General features: G+C 64.0%; 15 protein-coding genes. 2 read left to right on the top strand and 13 right to left on the bottom strand.

Annotation, left to right across the window (positions count from 1 at the left end):
• Positions 1 to 27: 27 nt before the first annotated feature.
• The gene (gene rpmF / locus MOP87_RS05955) at positions 28 to 210 is read right to left on the bottom strand and encodes a 50S ribosomal protein L32 (protein ID WP_008096416.1); all 183 of its coding nucleotides are present in this window, start codon (positions 208 to 210) and stop codon (positions 28 to 30) included.
• Positions 211 to 223: 13 nt separating this feature from the next.
• Positions 224 to 751 carry a YceD family protein gene (locus tag MOP87_RS05950; RefSeq protein WP_033728387.1) on the bottom strand — a complete coding sequence of 176 codons (528 nt, stop codon included), beginning with the start codon at positions 749 to 751 and terminating at the stop codon, positions 224 to 226.
• A 95-nt stretch (positions 752 to 846) separates the two neighbouring features.
• Here MOP87_RS05950 and MOP87_RS05945 point away from each other — a divergent pair, with 95 nt between their 5' ends.
• Complete coding sequence (locus MOP87_RS05945) at positions 847 to 1,425, top strand: Maf family nucleotide pyrophosphatase (protein WP_027914356.1); 579 nt, start codon at positions 847 to 849, stop codon at positions 1,423 to 1,425.
• Positions 1,426 to 1,469: 44 nt separating this feature from the next.
• On the opposite strand, the gene MOP87_RS05940 is transcribed toward MOP87_RS05945, so the two are convergent.
• From MOP87_RS05940 to rluC, 3 genes are read right to left on the bottom strand one after another with little or no spacing between them, the layout of a single operon-like run.
• Complete coding sequence (locus tag MOP87_RS05940) at positions 1,470 to 2,459, bottom strand: S49 family peptidase (RefSeq protein WP_242810240.1); 990 nt, start codon at positions 2,457 to 2,459, stop codon at positions 1,470 to 1,472.
• 6 nt (positions 2,460 to 2,465) lie between these two features.
• A complete protein-coding gene (locus tag MOP87_RS05935) occupies positions 2,466 to 3,140 on the bottom strand; it encodes an HAD family hydrolase (protein ID WP_110606731.1) in 675 nt (224 codons plus the stop codon).
• On the bottom strand, positions 3,130 to 4,086 hold the full coding sequence (rluC, locus tag MOP87_RS05930) for a 23S rRNA pseudouridine(955/2504/2580) synthase RluC (RefSeq protein WP_023533098.1): 957 nt from the start codon (positions 4,084 to 4,086) through the stop codon (positions 3,130 to 3,132). Before rluC ends, MOP87_RS05935 begins: the two co-directional genes overlap by 11 nt.
• 794 nt (positions 4,087 to 4,880) lie before the next feature.
• Here rluC and rne point away from each other — a divergent pair.
• The gene (gene rne, locus MOP87_RS05925; RefSeq protein ID WP_242810239.1) at positions 4,881 to 8,237 is read left to right on the top strand and encodes a ribonuclease E; all 3,357 of its coding nucleotides are present in this window, start codon (positions 4,881 to 4,883) and stop codon (positions 8,235 to 8,237) included.
• Positions 8,238 to 8,349: 112 nt separating this feature from the next.
• Here the strand turns inward: rne and murB are convergent, their stop codons facing one another.
• The 8 genes from murB to MOP87_RS05885 form a co-directional block, all read right to left on the bottom strand.
• Entirely contained in the window at positions 8,350 to 9,369 is a 1,020-nt protein-coding gene (murB, locus tag MOP87_RS05920; RefSeq protein ID WP_028687684.1) for a UDP-N-acetylmuramate dehydrogenase, read from the bottom strand.
• Entirely contained in the window at positions 9,366 to 9,830 is a 465-nt protein-coding gene (locus MOP87_RS05915) for a low molecular weight protein-tyrosine-phosphatase (protein WP_028687685.1), read from the bottom strand. Before MOP87_RS05915 ends, murB begins: the two co-directional genes overlap by 4 nt.
• On the bottom strand, positions 9,830 to 10,591 hold the full coding sequence (gene kdsB, locus MOP87_RS05910; RefSeq protein WP_023533083.1) for a 3-deoxy-manno-octulosonate cytidylyltransferase: 762 nt from the start codon (positions 10,589 to 10,591) through the stop codon (positions 9,830 to 9,832). Before kdsB ends, MOP87_RS05915 begins: the two co-directional genes overlap by 1 nt.
• The gene (locus tag MOP87_RS05905; RefSeq protein WP_003247142.1) at positions 10,588 to 10,773 is read right to left on the bottom strand and encodes a Trm112 family protein; all 186 of its coding nucleotides are present in this window, start codon (positions 10,771 to 10,773) and stop codon (positions 10,588 to 10,590) included. Before MOP87_RS05905 ends, kdsB begins: the two co-directional genes overlap by 4 nt.
• A 42-nt stretch (positions 10,774 to 10,815) precedes the next feature.
• The gene (gene lpxK, locus MOP87_RS05900; RefSeq protein WP_111475460.1) at positions 10,816 to 11,817 is read right to left on the bottom strand and encodes a tetraacyldisaccharide 4'-kinase; all 1,002 of its coding nucleotides are present in this window, start codon (positions 11,815 to 11,817) and stop codon (positions 10,816 to 10,818) included.
• On the bottom strand, positions 11,817 to 12,251 hold the full coding sequence (locus MOP87_RS05895) for a biopolymer transporter ExbD (protein WP_028687688.1): 435 nt from the start codon (positions 12,249 to 12,251) through the stop codon (positions 11,817 to 11,819). Before MOP87_RS05895 ends, lpxK begins: the two co-directional genes overlap by 1 nt.
• Positions 12,248 to 12,883, bottom strand: coding sequence for a MotA/TolQ/ExbB proton channel family protein (locus MOP87_RS05890; RefSeq protein ID WP_023533075.1), 636 nt, complete (start codon positions 12,881 to 12,883; stop codon positions 12,248 to 12,250). The genes MOP87_RS05895 and MOP87_RS05890 overlap by 4 nt, the downstream gene beginning before the upstream one ends.
• 61 nt (positions 12,884 to 12,944) lie before the next feature.
• Positions 12,945 to 15,161 carry a DNA internalization-related competence protein ComEC/Rec2 gene (locus MOP87_RS05885; RefSeq protein WP_111475459.1) on the bottom strand — a complete coding sequence of 739 codons (2,217 nt, stop codon included), beginning with the start codon at positions 15,159 to 15,161 and terminating at the stop codon, positions 12,945 to 12,947.
• Positions 15,162 to 15,191: the final 30 nt, after the last annotated feature.

Genomic DNA, 15,191 nt, shown 5'->3' with positions numbered 1-15,191 from the left:
GATCGCGATGATCTGAGCGGACAAGGATTACTCGTCAGCGCCCTTATCGATCACTTTGCGACCACGGTATACGCCTTCTGGCGAAACGTGGTGGCGCAGGTGCACTTCGCCGGTGGACTTCTCTACCGACAGCGCGTTTTCCGACAGGGCATCGTGCGAACGACGCATGTCACGGGCAGAGCGGGATTTTTTGTTCTGCTGAACAGCCATAATTGATTAACTCCTAAACGTTTGGGTCACGCTTTAACTGCGCCAAAACACTGAACGGGTTGGACCGCGATACCTCGTCCTTGCTCGAGTCGGGCTCGTCTGCGCCCGCCGGCTGCTGGCATTCTTCCGGATGATGAGCAGGCACGATGGGCAAGGCGAGCAACAGCTCTTCCTCGATCAGCGCCTGCAGATCCAATGGATCTTCGCCCAGTTCCAGCACGTCATAGCCTTTCGGCAACGACTGGGTATTCGCACCCTCCTTCACCACGGCGTAGGTACACTCGCTGTGGATCGGTAGGGTGACCAGCTCAAGACAACGCTGGCAAACCATCTTGACCTCGACATCCAGCTCGCTGTGGATAACCACAGTGTGCTGTTCGTCTCGTTCAAAATCGAACTTCGCCTGCACCGTACCGACATCGTCGGAAAGCGGGTCGCAGAGTCTTTCCAAATCAGCGAGTGGTAGCGAACCGCTAAGGGTTACGCCACGATCAGCCAATTTGCGCGGGTCAACGTGAGGTGGAATCGGGTCATTCAACATAGGCGCAGCATTCTAGGGATGCCCCCCGTCCCTGTCAAAGGAATTTGGTGGCATCGTGCGTGATAGGATGGGTTCAACCGAATCAGGAGCTTACCATGCTTGCACTGTTACTGGCGTCCAGTTCCCTTTATCGCCGCGAACTGCTTGCGCGCCTGCGCCTTCCGTTTACCTGGGCAAGCCCTGACATAGACGAGACGCGCCAGCCGCAAGAGCCTGCAATCGACCTGGTCCAGCGCCTGGCCATGCAAAAAGCCCAAGCCCTTGCGGGCAGCCACCCAAACCACCTGATCATCGGCTCGGATCAGGTCGCGGTGCTAGGCGAGCACATTCTGGGCAAGCCCCACACGGTCGAGCGAGCCTGCGAACAGCTGCTCGCCTGCAGTGGCCAGCAGGTAACGTTCCTTACCGCACTGGCGCTGCTCAACAGCGCCACCGGGCAGTGCCAGGTGGACTGCGTGCCGTTCACCGTGAAGCTGCGGACGCTGGACCGAGAGCGTATCGAACGCTACGTGGCAGCGGAAATGCCCCTCGATTGCGCCGGTAGTTTCAAGGCCGAAGGGCTTGGCGTGAGTTTGTTCGAAAGCACCGAGGGGTGCGATGCGACCAGCCTGGTGGGGCTCCCACTGATACGGCTCGTCGACATGCTGGCCCTGGAGGGAGTGCGTGTACCATAGCCAAACCGGGGGGTCGTGCACCGCCCCCATAGAGGCGACTGGGCTTAACGCAATTGCGGGCCCTGGAAACCCATCCACATGGCCAGGCGCTCTGCCACGCTGGCGCCCATGCGCTTGGAGAAACGGTCCAGTGGCGATTCCTGCACGGTGAAATCCACCAGATCCTTTTCGCCCACCACCTCACGCGCCACATAGCTGGCACTGCCCAGGCCATCGATCAGGCCAAGCGCCTTGGCCTGATCGCCGGACCAGACCAGGCCGCTGAACAGCTCCGGGTGATCCTTGTCCTTGAGTCGCTCGCCCCGCCCCTGCTTGACCATGGCGATGAACTGGTTGTGGGTGGTGTCCAGCACGCCCTGCCAGAACTGAGTCTCCTCAGGTTTCTGCGGTGAGAAGGGATCGAGAAACGCCTTGTGCTCACCGGACGTGTAGAGCCGGCGCTCCACGCCAAGCTTGTCCATGGCGCCAACGAAACCATAGCCCGCAGCCGTCACGCCAATCGACCCGACCAGACTGGCCTTGTCGGCATAGATCTCATCAGCGGCACTGGCGATGTAATAGGCTCCCGACGCACCCAGGTCGGCGATGACGGCGTACAGCTTGATGCCAGGGTGCTCGGCACGCAGGCGGCGAATCTCGTCATACACATAGCCTGCCTGCACGGGGCTGCCGCCCGGGCTGTTGATGCGCAGGACCACGGCCTTGGTCTTGCTGTCCTTGAAGGCATCGCGCAGGCCCTTGACGATGTTGTCGGCACTGGCAGCCTCCTGGTCGGCGATGACCCCGCGTACCTCCACCAAGGCTGTATGACTGGCACCGCCCGAGGCAGCCTTGTCCATGTCGGCCCAGGGCAGGAACAGCGCCAGGATGCCGAAGAGATAGATGAACGTCAGCAGCTTGAAAAAGATACCCCAGCGTCGCGACCGGCGCTGCTCCTGGATCCCCGCCAGCAAGGTCTTTTCCAGCAGCTTCCAACTTTTGCGCTCCTCGCGCTCCTCGGGCTCGGCCTCGGGGGCCTTCCATTCGCCTGCCATGCTCACCTACCTCGAAAATGAACCTGCGGAACCAGACAGCCACTCGCGCAGCTGGCCAAAGTGATCGATACAAACCTGCGGCCCGAACTCGGCCAGCGCCTGGAGCGACATTGCGCCATAACCCACGGCGACGCAGTGCATCCCCGCGTTACTGGCCATCTGCAGATCGAACGCAGAATCTCCGACCATCAGCGCACGACCCGGTTCGACGCCGCAATGGTCGAGTATTTGTTCGAGCATCAGTGGGTGGGGCTTGCCGCGCGTCTCATCGGCCGCACGCGTGATATCGAAAAACCGCTCAAGGCCGTTGGCCTTGAGCACCCTGTCAAGACCGCGGCGCGCCTTGCCGGTAGCCACCGCCATTCGATAGCCCTCGGCGCGAAAGGCCGCCAGCGATTCGACAACGCCGTCGAACAGCGGCGAAGGCTGTTGATCGAGCGCCGTGTAGATATCGGCATAGTGCTGACGAAAACGCTCTACCTGCTCAGGTGGCAGACGCGGATAAAGGGTGTGGATCGCCTCGGCCAACGACAGCCCGATGATCCCCTTGATGGCCTGCTCCTGACTGGGCGCGTGGCCGGCGCGCTCGGCAGCAACCTGCATGGCCTCGACGATGCGCCCGACGGAGTCGGCCAAGGTGCCGTCCCAGTCGAAGATCAGCAGCGCGTAGTCACGGCGCACTCAAACGCTCCACGGTCTTGGCCCACATTTCATCCACGGGCGCCTCCAACTTGAGCTCCCCACCATCCGGAAGCGGCACCGTCAGCGCATACGCGTGCAGGAAAAGACGCTTGCCGCCCAGCTCGCGGATTTCGCGACTGAAATCTTCGTCGCCATACTTGCTGTCGCCTGCGATCATGTGCCCGGCATGCAGGGCATGCACGCGAATCTGGTGGGTACGGCCCGTGATCGGGCGCGCCTCCACGAGGGTGGCGAAGTCGCCGAAGCGGCGCAGTACACGGAACAGGGTCAGCGCCTCCTTGCCTTCGTCGTTGACTTCGACCATGCGCTCGCCTGAGCGCAGGTTGCTCTTGAGCAGCGGTGCATTGACTTGTTTCTTCGCGGTTGGCCAGTGACCGCGCACCAGGGCCATGTAGCGTTTGTCCACGCCATCCCCGCGCAGCGCAGCATGCAGATGGCGCAGCATGCTGCGCTTCTTGGCGATCATCAGCAGGCCCGAGGTGTCCCGGTCCAGGCGATGCACCAGCTCCAGCTCCTTGGCATCAGGGCGCAACTGACGCAGCGCCTCGATCACCCCAAAACTCAGCCCGCTACCGCCATGCACGGCGATCCCGGCAGGCTTGTTCATCACGATCAACGCCTTGTCTTCGTGAACGATGGCGGCTTCGAGCCGCTGCAGCAGCCCCTGAGCCACCGGCGCCGGCTCGTCGCGCTCAGGCAGTCGCACGGGCGGCACCCGCACGATGTCGCCCGCCTGGATCTTGTACTCGGGCTTGACCCGACCTTTGTTCACTCGCACCTCGCCCTTGCGCAGGATGCGATAGACCAAGGTCTTGGGCACACCCTTGAGGGCTGTGATGAGAAAGTTGTCGATACGCTGGCCGGCAAGTTCCGGCGCGACTTCAATCAGCTGGACGCCGGAAGTCGGAGAGGTATTGGTTGTCATGGCGCAATCATACAATTTTTATGGAATTGAAGCACTTAATCATTGCTGCTATAGTCGCGAACGCCGCCATAAGCGGCAGGCCAGTGGAATCAGGCTGTGCGCCAGTCACTGACCTACGCAATTCTCCAGGACGCGAGGCCGTCCTACGGGGGTTCGCCAGTTTACCGAATTGCCTGGAATCGCCACCAGCGCCGTGTAGAGAAGACCGAAAATAAACGACAAGTGCGGTGTCAAACCTGCTTACACGCTTCTTTTCGCAGTACCTCTGCCCGCCCGTCGCTTCCACGCAACCCATGGCGAATGCCTCGGAAATACCTGCCTTGGACATGAATGGCGCCAGCGCAGAATCGCGCTGGCGAAAAATGCAACCCGTTGCGGATTCAGCGCGCGGCAGCACCCGAATTATCAGGGATACGTGCAGGGTGGAGATGCACAGCCCTCGGACCGTGTAGCACCGCGTCCGGCCACCAGCCCCATCATACGGCTGGCGAGCGGATAAGGTCCTGAACAGATGCCCCTGGGCGTCCACGGCTGAAGGTTGATTCCTCCTCCTGACTGAGTGCACCAGGCCCGCTTGGTTGATTCGGATAACAATTCGAAGCCTCCGGGGCCTTGTTGGCACCGCAGCAAAACAGGACGCGTCGTCGCGACAACGGCAGGCTGGGCAACCGGCTGGTGCCGAACGTCGCTCGACACGGGGGTGGTTAACCACCCTTTGCGCACCTTGGCACCGACCATGAGACGTCGTGTGTGCCGAACGCCGTTTCCGGCAGCCCGGAAACCGACGGTACAACATGAAAAGAATGCTGATTAACGCCACTCAACCCGAAGAGTTGCGCGTAGCCCTGGTGGACGGCCAACGCCTCTACGACCTGGACATCGAGTCCGGTGCACGTGAGCAGAAAAAGGCCAACATCTACAAAGGCAAGATCACTCGCATCGAACCTAGCCTCGAAGCCGCCTTCGTCGACTTCGGTTCCGAACGTCACGGCTTCCTGCCGCTGAAAGAAATCTCCCGCGAATACTTCAAGAAGGCCCCTGAAGGCCGCGTCAACATCAAGGAAGTGCTCAGCGAAGGCCAGGAAGTCATCGTCCAGGTCGAGAAGGAAGAGCGCGGCAACAAAGGCGCCGCCCTCACCACCTTCATCAGCCTGGCCGGCCGCTACCTGGTGTTGATGCCCAACAACCCACGCGCCGGCGGCATTTCCCGTCGCATCGAAGGTGAAGAGCGCAACGAGTTGCGCGAAGCGCTCAATGGCCTGACCGTACCAGGCGACATGGGCCTGATCGTTCGCACCGCCGGCCTTGGCCGCAGCAGCGAAGAGATGCAGTGGGACCTGGACTACCTGCTGCAGCTGTGGACCGCCATCAAGGAAGCCTCGCTGGACCGCGCCGCGCCGTTCCTGATCTATCAGGAAAGCAATGTCATCATCCGCGCCATCCGCGATTACCTGCGCCAGGACATCGGCGAAGTGCTGATCGACAGCATCGATGCCCAGGAAGAAGCCCTGACCTTCATTCGCCAGGTCATGCCGCAGTACGCCAGCAAGGTCAAACTGTACGAAGACAGCGTCCCGCTGTTCAACCGCTTCCAGATCGAGAGCCAGATCGAAACCGCGTTCCAGCGCGTGGTCGAGCTGCCATCAGGCGGTTCGATCGTGATCGATCCGACCGAAGCGCTGGTGTCCATCGACATCAACTCGGCACGCGCCACCAAGGGCAGCGACATCGAGGAAACCGCGCTGCAGACCAACCTGGAAGCGGCCGAGGAAATCGCCCGCCAGCTGCGCCTGCGTGACATCGGCGGCCTGATCGTGATCGACTTCATCGACATGACCCCTGCCAAGAACCAGCGCGCCGTGGAAGAGCGCGTGCGTGAATGCCTCGAGGCCGACCGCGCTCGCGTGCAGGTTGGCCGCATCTCGCGCTTCGGCCTGCTGGAAATGTCACGTCAGCGCCTGCGTCCGTCGCTGGGCGAAAGCAGCGGCATCGTCTGCCCGCGCTGCTCGGGCACCGGCATCATCCGTGACGTGGAATCGCTGTCGCTGGCTATCCTGCGCCTGATCGAAGAAGAGGCCCTGAAGGATCGCACTGCCGAAGTCCGTGCCCAGGTGCCGATCCCGGTGGCCGCCTTCCTGCTCAACGAGAAGCGCAATTCCATCACCAAGATCGAGCTGCGTACCCGTGCACGCATCATCATCTTGCCGAACGATCACCTGGAAACCCCACACTTCGAAGTCCAGCGCCTGCGCGACGACAACCCTGAAGTACTGAACAACCAGTCCAGCTACGAAATCGCCGCCAGCGAGACCGAAGAAGCGCCACAGCCGACCGCCACCCGCACCCTGGTTCGCCAGGAAGCCGCTGTGAAAACCGCCCCGGCCCGTGCGAACGCACCTGTGCCTGCCACCGAGCAGCCACAGCCTGCGCCAGCCGCCGCCCCTGCCCCAAGCGCCCCGGAGCCCAGCCTGTTCAAGGGCTTGGTGAAGTCGCTGGTGAGCCTGTTCGCTGGCAAGGAAGAACCTGCTGCCGCGCCTGTCGCCCCTGCCGCTGAAAAGCCGACTACCGAGCGCAGCCCGCGCAACGAGGAACGCCGTAACGGACGCCAGCAGAGCCGTAACCGTAACGGTCGTCGCGACGAAGAGCGCAAACCGCGTGAAGAGCGTGCCGAGCGCGCCCCGCGCGAGGAACGCCAGCCACGCGAGGAACGTGCTGCGCGTGAAGAACGTGCACCACGAGAAGAACGTGCCCCGCGCGAAGAGCGTGCACCACGCCAGTCGCGCGAGGACCGTCGCGGCAACCGTGGCGAAGAGCGCGTGCGTGAACTGCGCGAGCCGTTGGACGCTACACCGCCAGCAGAACGCGAGGAGCGTCAGCCGCGTGAAGAGCGCGTAGCCCGCGAAGAACGTGCTCCACGTGAAGATCGCGCGCCTCGCGAAGAACGTGCTCCGCGTGAAGAGCGCGCACCTCGCGAAGAACGTGCTCCGCGTGAAGAGCGCGCGCCTCGGGAAGAGCGTGCTCCGCGTGAAGAGCGCGCCCCACGTGAAGAGCGCGCACCTCGCGAAGAGCGTGCTCCGCGTGAAGATCAAGCGCCTCGTGAAGAGCGTGCAGCCCGGGAAGAACGCGCCCCGCGCCAACCTCGTGAAGAACGTCAGCCACGCACGACCGAGGAAGCAGCAGAACACGCCGCCAAGCTGGCCGAAGAGCAACTGCCGAACGAAGAGCAACTGCAGGATGAGCAGGACGGCAACGATGGCGAGCGTCCGCGCCGCCGCTCGCGTGGCCAGCGTCGCCGCAGCAACCGTCGCGAGCGCCAGCGCAACGCCAATGGTGAGTTGATCGACGGTGAAGAAGAAGGCAGCGAAGAGCAGCCTCAACAGCGCCAGGCCACCGAGCTGGGCGCAGAGCTGGCCGCAGGCGTCGCGGTGACCGCTGCGGTTGCGACCAGCAACATCAGCACCGACGCCGAGGCCCAGGCCAATCAGCAGGCCGAGCGCGCTACCGCCGAAGTCGCCGCTGTTGCCCCAACCGACAGCAGCGAAATCGCCCAACCGGTCGAGCAGGCTGACGCTGTGGCCCAAGCAGAAGCGGCCGCCGTGGCCCCGGCGGTCGAGCAGCCAGTCAGCGAGCCAGCGCCGTTTGTCGAGGCCTCGGCCGAGCCAGTGGTTGAGGTCGTCCCGCAGCCGGCAATTGAACAAGCCTCCGTTGCTGAGCCAGCCGCGGCCACCGAAACCGCAGCCGTTGAAGCCCCGGCAGACGTTCAGGCACCTGAAGCGCCAGTCACTGAAGTACCTGCAGAAGCCCCGGCTATCGAAGCCGGCGAAATCGAGCAGGCACCTTCCGTGATCGAGGTTGCCCCGGTAGCCGAACAGCCCGCCCCGGCGGTCGAGGCCCAGCCAAAGGTGGCCGAGCCAGAGGTTGTGGCCGAGCCTGAAACGGCCGCGCCTGAGCCTGAGCCAGCAGCCGCCGCAGCCGCCGTGGCAGAGCCTGCCACCGTCATGCTGTCCAACGGCCGCGCACCAAACGATCCACGTGAAGTGCGTCGCCGCAAGCGTGAGGCTGAGGCTGCCGCCAAAGCCGCCCAGGCTACCGCCACTACCGACGCGCCAACGTCAGAGACCGCCGACGAGCCGAAAACCCATCAGGGTTGATAGCCAAGGCTGAATGAAAAAGCCCCGCCAGTGCGAACTGGCGGGGCTTTTTCTTGGCCGGGCGTTTACCCTTATGGACGGACACGGCGCCTGGACGACGCTGTAGGCAGCATCAATAAAGATTGGGCTCCATCTCGAGCTCAACCCCGAACCGCTCCAGGATGTCGGCCTGGATTCGCCGCGCCAGAGCGTGCATTTGCGCCCCGCTCGCCTGGCCATGGTTGACCAGCACCAGCGACTGCAGGCGATGCACCCCGGCATCGCCTTCGCGATAGCCCTTCCAGCCCGCCCGCTCGATCAGCCAGCCCGCTGCCAGCTTCACTTGGCCATCGGCCTGAGGGTAGGCAATGACATCTGGATGCTGCGCACGAATGCGCTCAACCACCTGCGCCGCGACCACGGGGTTCTTGAAGAAACTCCCGGCATTACCCAGCTCGGCCGGATCAGGCAATTTCTCACGACGAATACTGCAGATAGCATCACTGATGGCCTGCGCAGTGAGCACGGTGCTGCCCTGCTCGGCCAGGCGCTGACGCACCGGGCCGTAGTCCAAGCGCGCCTGCAAGGTGCGACTCAAGGCGAAACGCACACGCAGTATCAGCCAGCGACCAGGGTTACGCTTGAACAGGCTGTCACGGTAGCCGAACGCGCAGTCGGACAAGGCGAAGTCACGGACTTCACCCGTCTTGCGGTCCAGCGCGGTCAAGCCAGCGAAGACATCCTTGATCTCGACGCCATAAGCGCCCACGTTCTGCATGGGTGCAGCGCCTACTGTGCCGGGAATCAGGCTGAGGTTCTCCAACCCGCAAAACCCCTGCGCGAGCGTCCATTGCACAAACGGGTGCCAGGCCTCACCCGCCTCGGCCTCGACCACAACGTGTTCGCCATCGTCAGTGAGCACGCGACGACCCTGGGTTGCGACGTGCAGCACCAGGGCATCGACATCGCGGGTCAGCAGCAGGTTGCTGCCCCCACCGATCACCAGCACCGGTACACCCTGCTGCTGCGCACCGTCCAGCGCCTGACGCACCTGCAGGTCGTCTTTGGCCTGGATGAAATAGCGCGCTTTCACGTCGATGCCAAAGGTGTTGTACGGCTTGAGCGAGACCTGCTCCTGCCAATGCTCGGTCATAACCGCCCCTTGATTTCCACGACCAGCGCTTGGCAGGCGGTTTCGATCAGGTCGAGCACCTGCTCGAAGCCGTCGGCACCGCCATAGTACGGATCTGGCACTTCATCGAGCGCAGAACCGTAGCGGCGCAAAAACAGGTCGAGCTCACCCACTGCCGTGGACGGGCGCAGGGCACGCAGATCGCGCAGGTTGCTCTGATCCATCGCCAGGATCAGGTCGTACTCGGCGAAGTGCGCCACCTTGACCTGCTGGGCACGCTGCTTCGACAGGTCGTAGCCACGTGCCAGCGCGGCCTTGAGGGTGCGGCTATCGGGCGCCTTGCCAACGTGCCAGTCGCCCGTACCGGCCGAGGCTACCTGCACCTGATCGGCAAGCCCTGCGGCCTGCAGTTGATGACGCAGCACGCCTTCGGCAGTAGGCGAGCGGCAGATGTTGCCCAGGCACACGAACAGAACGCGCATCAGGCCTCCAGCAAGCGCCGTACGCGCTCCAGGTCTTCAGGGGTGTCCACGCCCACGGCGGGGGCCTCGATGGCATCTTCCACATGAATACGCACGCCGTGCCACAACGCACGCAGCTGCTCCAGCGCCTCGGTCTGCTCCAGCCAACATGGGCCCCAGCCGACGAAATCATGGAGGAAACCAACCCGATAGGCATACATGCCGATATGGCGACGGTAAGGCACACCGGGTGGCAGATCCTGGCCTTTGGCAAACGCATCGCGGGCCCACGGCAGCGGCGCACGGCTAAAGCTCAGGGCCAGGCCGTTCTTGTCGCTCACCACCTTGACTGCGTTGGGGTTGAACACCGCTTGCGGTTCGTGGATCAGCTCGGCCAAGGTCGCAATACCGGCTTGCGGGTTAGCCGCCAGGTTGGCGGCCACCTGGTCGATGATCACTGGCGGAATCAGCGGCTCGTCACCCTGTACGTTGACCACGATGGCGTCGCTGGGCAGGCCGAGCTGCACGGCCACCTCGGCCAGTCGGTCAGTGCCGGATTCATGGTCGACGCGGGTCATCAGCACTTCGGCGCCAAATGCCTGGCAAGCTTCGTAAATGCCGGCATCGTCGGTTGCGATGACGACACGGCTGGCGGCACTTCGGCGCGCCTGTTCCCACACGTGTTGCACCATTGGCTTGCCGGCGATGGGCAGCAGGGGCTTGCCTGGCAAGCGCGTGGAGCGCAGGCGGGCTGGAATGACGACAGTGAAATCCAGGCTCATTTGTCCAGGCGCTCATCATCGGTCAGGGTACGTGCCTCGCTTTCCAGCATGACCGGGATACCGTCGCGAATGGGATAGGCAAGGCCGGCGCCCTTGCTGATCAGCTCGGTCTTGTCGGCGCTGAGCTTGAGCGGGCCCTTGGTGATTGGGCAGGCCAGGATATCGAGCAGTTTGGTGTCCATAAAAGGCTTCCTTTGGCCAGATGGCCGACATTGAAAACGGGATCAGGGCTTGGGTAGCAAACGTTGCAACTGCAGGTCGAACCAAGTGCCAAATGCCGGCGTGGGTTGGGCTTCCACAGCCAGGTACCACCAGTTCTCGGCCGCGAAAGAGCGGCACTTCACCGCATCCTTCTCGGTCATGACCAGCGGCAGTGGCGGTGTGAAGGCAAGGTTCTGGGCACTGAATTGTGCGTGGTCGGCAAAGGGGTGCGGCAGCGGCTGCCAGCCTAGCCCTTGCAAGGTATTGAAGAAACGCTGCGGATTACCGATGCCGGCCACTGCATGCAGGCGCTGGCCGGCGGAAAAATGGTCGAGTGCCCGGCGCTCGCCCGTGCGCAGGTTGACCAATGCGCTGGGCTGCAGGCGAAAACCAAAGCCTTCGGCAGTGTCTTGCTCCGCGCCATTGAACAGGACCGCGTCGGCCGCCTTCAGGCGCTCGACAGGCTCGCGCAAGGGGCCGGCCGGCAGGCATCGGCGGTTGCCCAGGCCGCGAGCGGCGTCGATCAAGACCAATTCCAGGTCTCGCGCCAGGCGGTAGTGCTGCATGCCGTCGTCACACAGGATCAGGTCCAGGTGTTCGCTGGCCAGCAGGGCCTGCACCGCACGGGCGCGGTCCGGGTCGATCATTAGCGGCACACCGGTACGCTGCACGATCAGCAGCGGCTCGTCGCCCGCCTGCTCGGCAGCCTGATCGGCCGTGACCCGCCAAGGCAACTGCGGCGGTTTGGCGCCATAGCCACGGCTGACCACCCCTACCCTCAAGCGCCGCTGGCGGCAGTGCTCGATCAGCCAGAGAATCATGGGGGTCTTGCCCGTACCGCCGACGGTGATGTTTCCCACCACGATGACGGGCACCGGGGCGCGGTAGCTGGCCCGCTGGTCGTTGAGAAAACGCCTGCGCTTGCGTTTGACCACACAGCGGTACAGCGCTTCCAGCGGACGCAGCAACGCCAGTGCAGGATGGCCGGTGTACCAGGCAGCAAGCAGGCGATCGGCTAGTGTCATCAGGGTGTGCTCTGGGCCGCCTCGACGGTGGTCATGCGCAACTGGCTGAAGCCGAGCTTGCCGGCGGCATCCATTGCGGTGACCACAGCCTGGTGCGGGGTCTTGCCGTCGGCACTGATGGCCAGGGGCAGTGTATTGTCGCCACCTGATTCACGCTCGATGGCCTCGCTGAGGGTGGCCAGGTCGCTCTTGGGCAGCAGGTGGTTATTCACTGAATACACCCCTTCGGCACTGATGGTGATCTCTACCAACTTGCCCTCATCGCCCGGTGCCCGCTCGGCGCTGGCCGCTTCGGGCAACTGGACGCGCAGCTGGGTTTCGCGGGTGAACGTGGTGGTGACCACGAAGAACAGCAACAACACGAACACTACGTCGATCAACGACGCGAGGTTGATGTCGATGTTCTCGCGCTGGCGATTGCGCCGAAACTTCACGCCTTGCCTCCCGCCACTTCCACCTCGCGGTCCCCCTGAATCACCTCCACCAGTTTGATCGCCTCCTGCTCCATGCCCACCACCAGCTCATCGATGCGGCGCAGCAGGAAGCGATGGAAGAACACCGCCGGGATACCGACCATCAGCCCGGCTGCGGTAGTTACCAGGGCCTTTGAAATACCGCCCGCCAGCACCGAGGCGTTGGCGGTCATCTGCGACCCCATGAACGCGCTGAAGATGTCGATCATGCCTAGCACGGTGCCCAGCAGGCCCAGCAGCGGCGCCATGGCGGCAATGGTGCCCAGCGTGCTGATGTAGCGCTCCAGCTCATGGATGACGCGCGAGGCGGCTTCCTCGATGCACTCTTTCATGATTTCGCGACCATGACGCGAGTTGGCCAGCCCTGCCGCGAGGATCTCCCCCAAGGGCGAGTCGGCACGCAGGGCCTTGAGCTTGTCACTGGTCAGTTGCTTGTCCTTGATCCACATCCACACCTGGCCCAGCAGGTGGGGAGGACTGACGCGACTGGCGCGCAGGGTCCACAGGCGCTCGACGACGATAGCCATGGCGGCGATGGAACTCAGAATGATCGGCAGCATCATCCAACCGCCTGACTTGACCAATTCCCACACAGTAGAAGCCCTCTGGAAAAGGTCGCCACTTTACCATAGGCGCGCCAGGGGCTCATCAGCATTAACCACCCCTGGCGTCACGCCAGAACCGGCGCTGGCTGCGCATACCCTCGACCTTTCCTTGCACACCGAGCACCAGATGCAACGCCCCCTCCACCGCCGTGTCGTGAAGGGTCATGCCATGTCTGCGATAGCGTTCGACCACCTGTGCATGGGGATGCCCGAAGCTGTTGTTGCGCCCGCGGGATATCAGTACCCCACGCGGGGCCGCAGCGCGGATGAAGGCTTCGCTCGACGAACTGCGGCTGCCGTGGTGAGGCGACTGCAGCCAGTCGATGCGTGGTGAGTCCATGGCAGCCAGCCACGCACGTTCGGCCCCCGCCTCCATGTCCCCGGCCAGCAGCAACCGCTCGCCCGACGCCTCGACCAGCAACACGCAGGAGCGGTCGTTGCTGGTGCGCGCATCCGCCCAGCGCCACAGGGAAAAGCGCACGCCGTCCCACTCCCACTGCTCGCCACTGACGCAAGGCTGTAACGGAACCGCTTCCAGCGGCTCACCGCCAATCGCCCGCCTGATCGGCAGCCCGCGCCCGATTGCACCTGCACCGCCGGCGTGGTCGGCATGGGCGTGACTGACCACCAGCAGATCCAGGCTGTCGACCCCCAACTTGCGCAAGGTGGGCAACACGACCCGTTCACCCAGATCGCTTTCGCCCCTGGCTGGACCTGCGTCATACAGCAGACTGTGCTGCCGGGTACGCAGCAACACCGCCAAGCCTTGGCCCACGTCCAGCTGCCACACCTCGACCTGGCCATCCGGGACAGGCTCGCGAGGTGCCCAGAGCGCCACGAGCATCACCGCACCCAACCCACGCAGCGGCACACCCCGTGGCAGCAACAGCAGCAGTGCACCCAGGCAGACCAGCAGCCAGGCCCACAACGGCAATGCGGGAGGCACCCATGCCGGGCGCTGCTGGGCGACCAGCGCCAAGGCGCGAAACAAGATATCCAGCAGGCCGCCTGCCAGCCACAGCAAGGCCTCACCTGCGCTTCCCAAGGGCAGCAACAAGGTGCCCAATAGCGCCAGCGGCAATACCGCCAAGCTCACCCACGGCACCGCCACCAGGTTGGCCAGCGGGGCACTCAGGCTCACCGGCAAGCCCACCGCCAGCAGCACTGGGAGCAGCCCGACGGCGATGACCCACTGCGCTCGCGTCCAGGCCTGCCAGGGTTGCCAAGCCCCTAGCCGGGCACTGAAGGTGTAGATGAGCGTGGCCACGGCGCCGAATGACAACCAGAAACCTGGAAGCAGCGCTGCCAATGGCTCGAACAGCAGTACGGCAACCAGCGCAAGTAACAAGGGGTGAAACGCACCCAGATGACGAAAGCGCAGCCGCCACAGCAGCACCACGGCCAGCATCAGACAGGCGCGCTGTACTGGCACCCCTGCCCCAGCCAGCCAGCCGTAGGCCAGCGCCGCACTCATGGCCAGCGCACAGGCCCAAGGCAGCCACGGCACCCGGGCCGGCCACAGCCCCCAGCGGGCCAACCACGCGACCACGGCGTAGAGCAGACCCGCCACCAGGCCGATGTGCTGGCCCGAAATCACCAGCAGGTGCACGGTGCCGGTTGCCTGTAGCGCCTGCCAGTCCTCGCGTGCCAGGCCTGCCCCATCGCCAAGCACCAGCGCCACCAGCGCGGCTTGCCGACCATTGGCCTCGACAGCCAGTAGCCGCTCGCGCAGCGCATCGCGCCAGCTGGCTGGCGCGGGCGTCAGTAACTCCCCGGCTTTGACCGTTCCGCTGGCGCCGACCCGACGTGCCAGCAACTGCGCCTCCCGGTCAGGCCCGTAGGGGTTCAAAAGCCCGCCCGGCCGCTGCAGGGTCACGGCCAGGCGCCACTGCTCGCCGGCACGCAGCGGTGGCCCGTCAAACCAGCTCAATTGCAGGCGTTGCGGCAATTCGGCACGCCGGGAATGCGCCCCCTCAAGGTCGAAGCGAACGCCTTGCGCGGTGCGCGCCGGCAGGCCGACCACGCGCCCTTCCAGCCATAACGTGCGACCCTCGAGCCCTGGCGCCAGACGATCATCCATGGCCTGCTTGGCAGACCAGCAGGCCCAGCAAAAGCCCAGCAGGAACACGCCCAGCAACCACCCGCGGGTGAACAGACTGACGACAGCGCCCGCCGCAAGCAATAACAGCCATCCGACCGATGGCAGTTGAGGCACCAGGCCGAGGCTGAGCAGACCGAGTGCAAGCGCCAACATCCCTGTGCGCATGAGGTAGAGCTCCAGAAGCTGAATCAACCT

This window comes from Pseudomonas sp. I3-I5 (assembly GCF_022699445.1).
GTDB classification, from domain to species: domain Bacteria; phylum Pseudomonadota; class Gammaproteobacteria; order Pseudomonadales; family Pseudomonadaceae; genus Aquipseudomonas; species Aquipseudomonas fulva.
This window is presented reverse-complemented; position numbering and strand designations above follow the sequence as displayed.

Coding starts and splice junctions, on each gene's coding strand:
- rne (WP_242810239.1), top strand. CDS start 4,881: ATGAAAAGAATGCTGATTAACGCCACTCAACCCGAAGAGTTGCGCGTA.
- murB (WP_028687684.1), bottom strand. CDS start 9,369: ATGACCGAGCATTGGCAGGAGCAGGTCTCGCTCAAGCCGTACAACACC.
- MOP87_RS05915 (WP_028687685.1), bottom strand. CDS start 9,830: ATGCGCGTTCTGTTCGTGTGCCTGGGCAACATCTGCCGCTCGCCTACT.
- MOP87_RS05945 (WP_027914356.1), top strand. CDS start 847: ATGCTTGCACTGTTACTGGCGTCCAGTTCCCTTTATCGCCGCGAACTG.
- lpxK (WP_111475460.1), bottom strand. CDS start 11,817: ATGACACTAGCCGATCGCCTGCTTGCTGCCTGGTACACCGGCCATCCT.
- kdsB (WP_023533083.1), bottom strand. CDS start 10,591: ATGAGCCTGGATTTCACTGTCGTCATTCCAGCCCGCCTGCGCTCCACG.
- rluC (WP_023533098.1), bottom strand. CDS start 4,086: ATGACAACCAATACCTCTCCGACTTCCGGCGTCCAGCTGATTGAAGTC.
- MOP87_RS05950 (WP_033728387.1), bottom strand. CDS start 751: ATGTTGAATGACCCGATTCCACCTCACGTTGACCCGCGCAAATTGGCT.
- MOP87_RS05905 (WP_003247142.1), bottom strand. CDS start 10,773: ATGGACACCAAACTGCTCGATATCCTGGCCTGCCCAATCACCAAGGGC.
- MOP87_RS05940 (WP_242810240.1), bottom strand. CDS start 2,459: ATGGCAGGCGAATGGAAGGCCCCCGAGGCCGAGCCCGAGGAGCGCGAG.
- MOP87_RS05885 (WP_111475459.1), bottom strand. CDS start 15,161: ATGCGCACAGGGATGTTGGCGCTTGCACTCGGTCTGCTCAGCCTCGGC.
- rpmF (WP_008096416.1), bottom strand. CDS start 210: ATGGCTGTTCAGCAGAACAAAAAATCCCGCTCTGCCCGTGACATGCGT.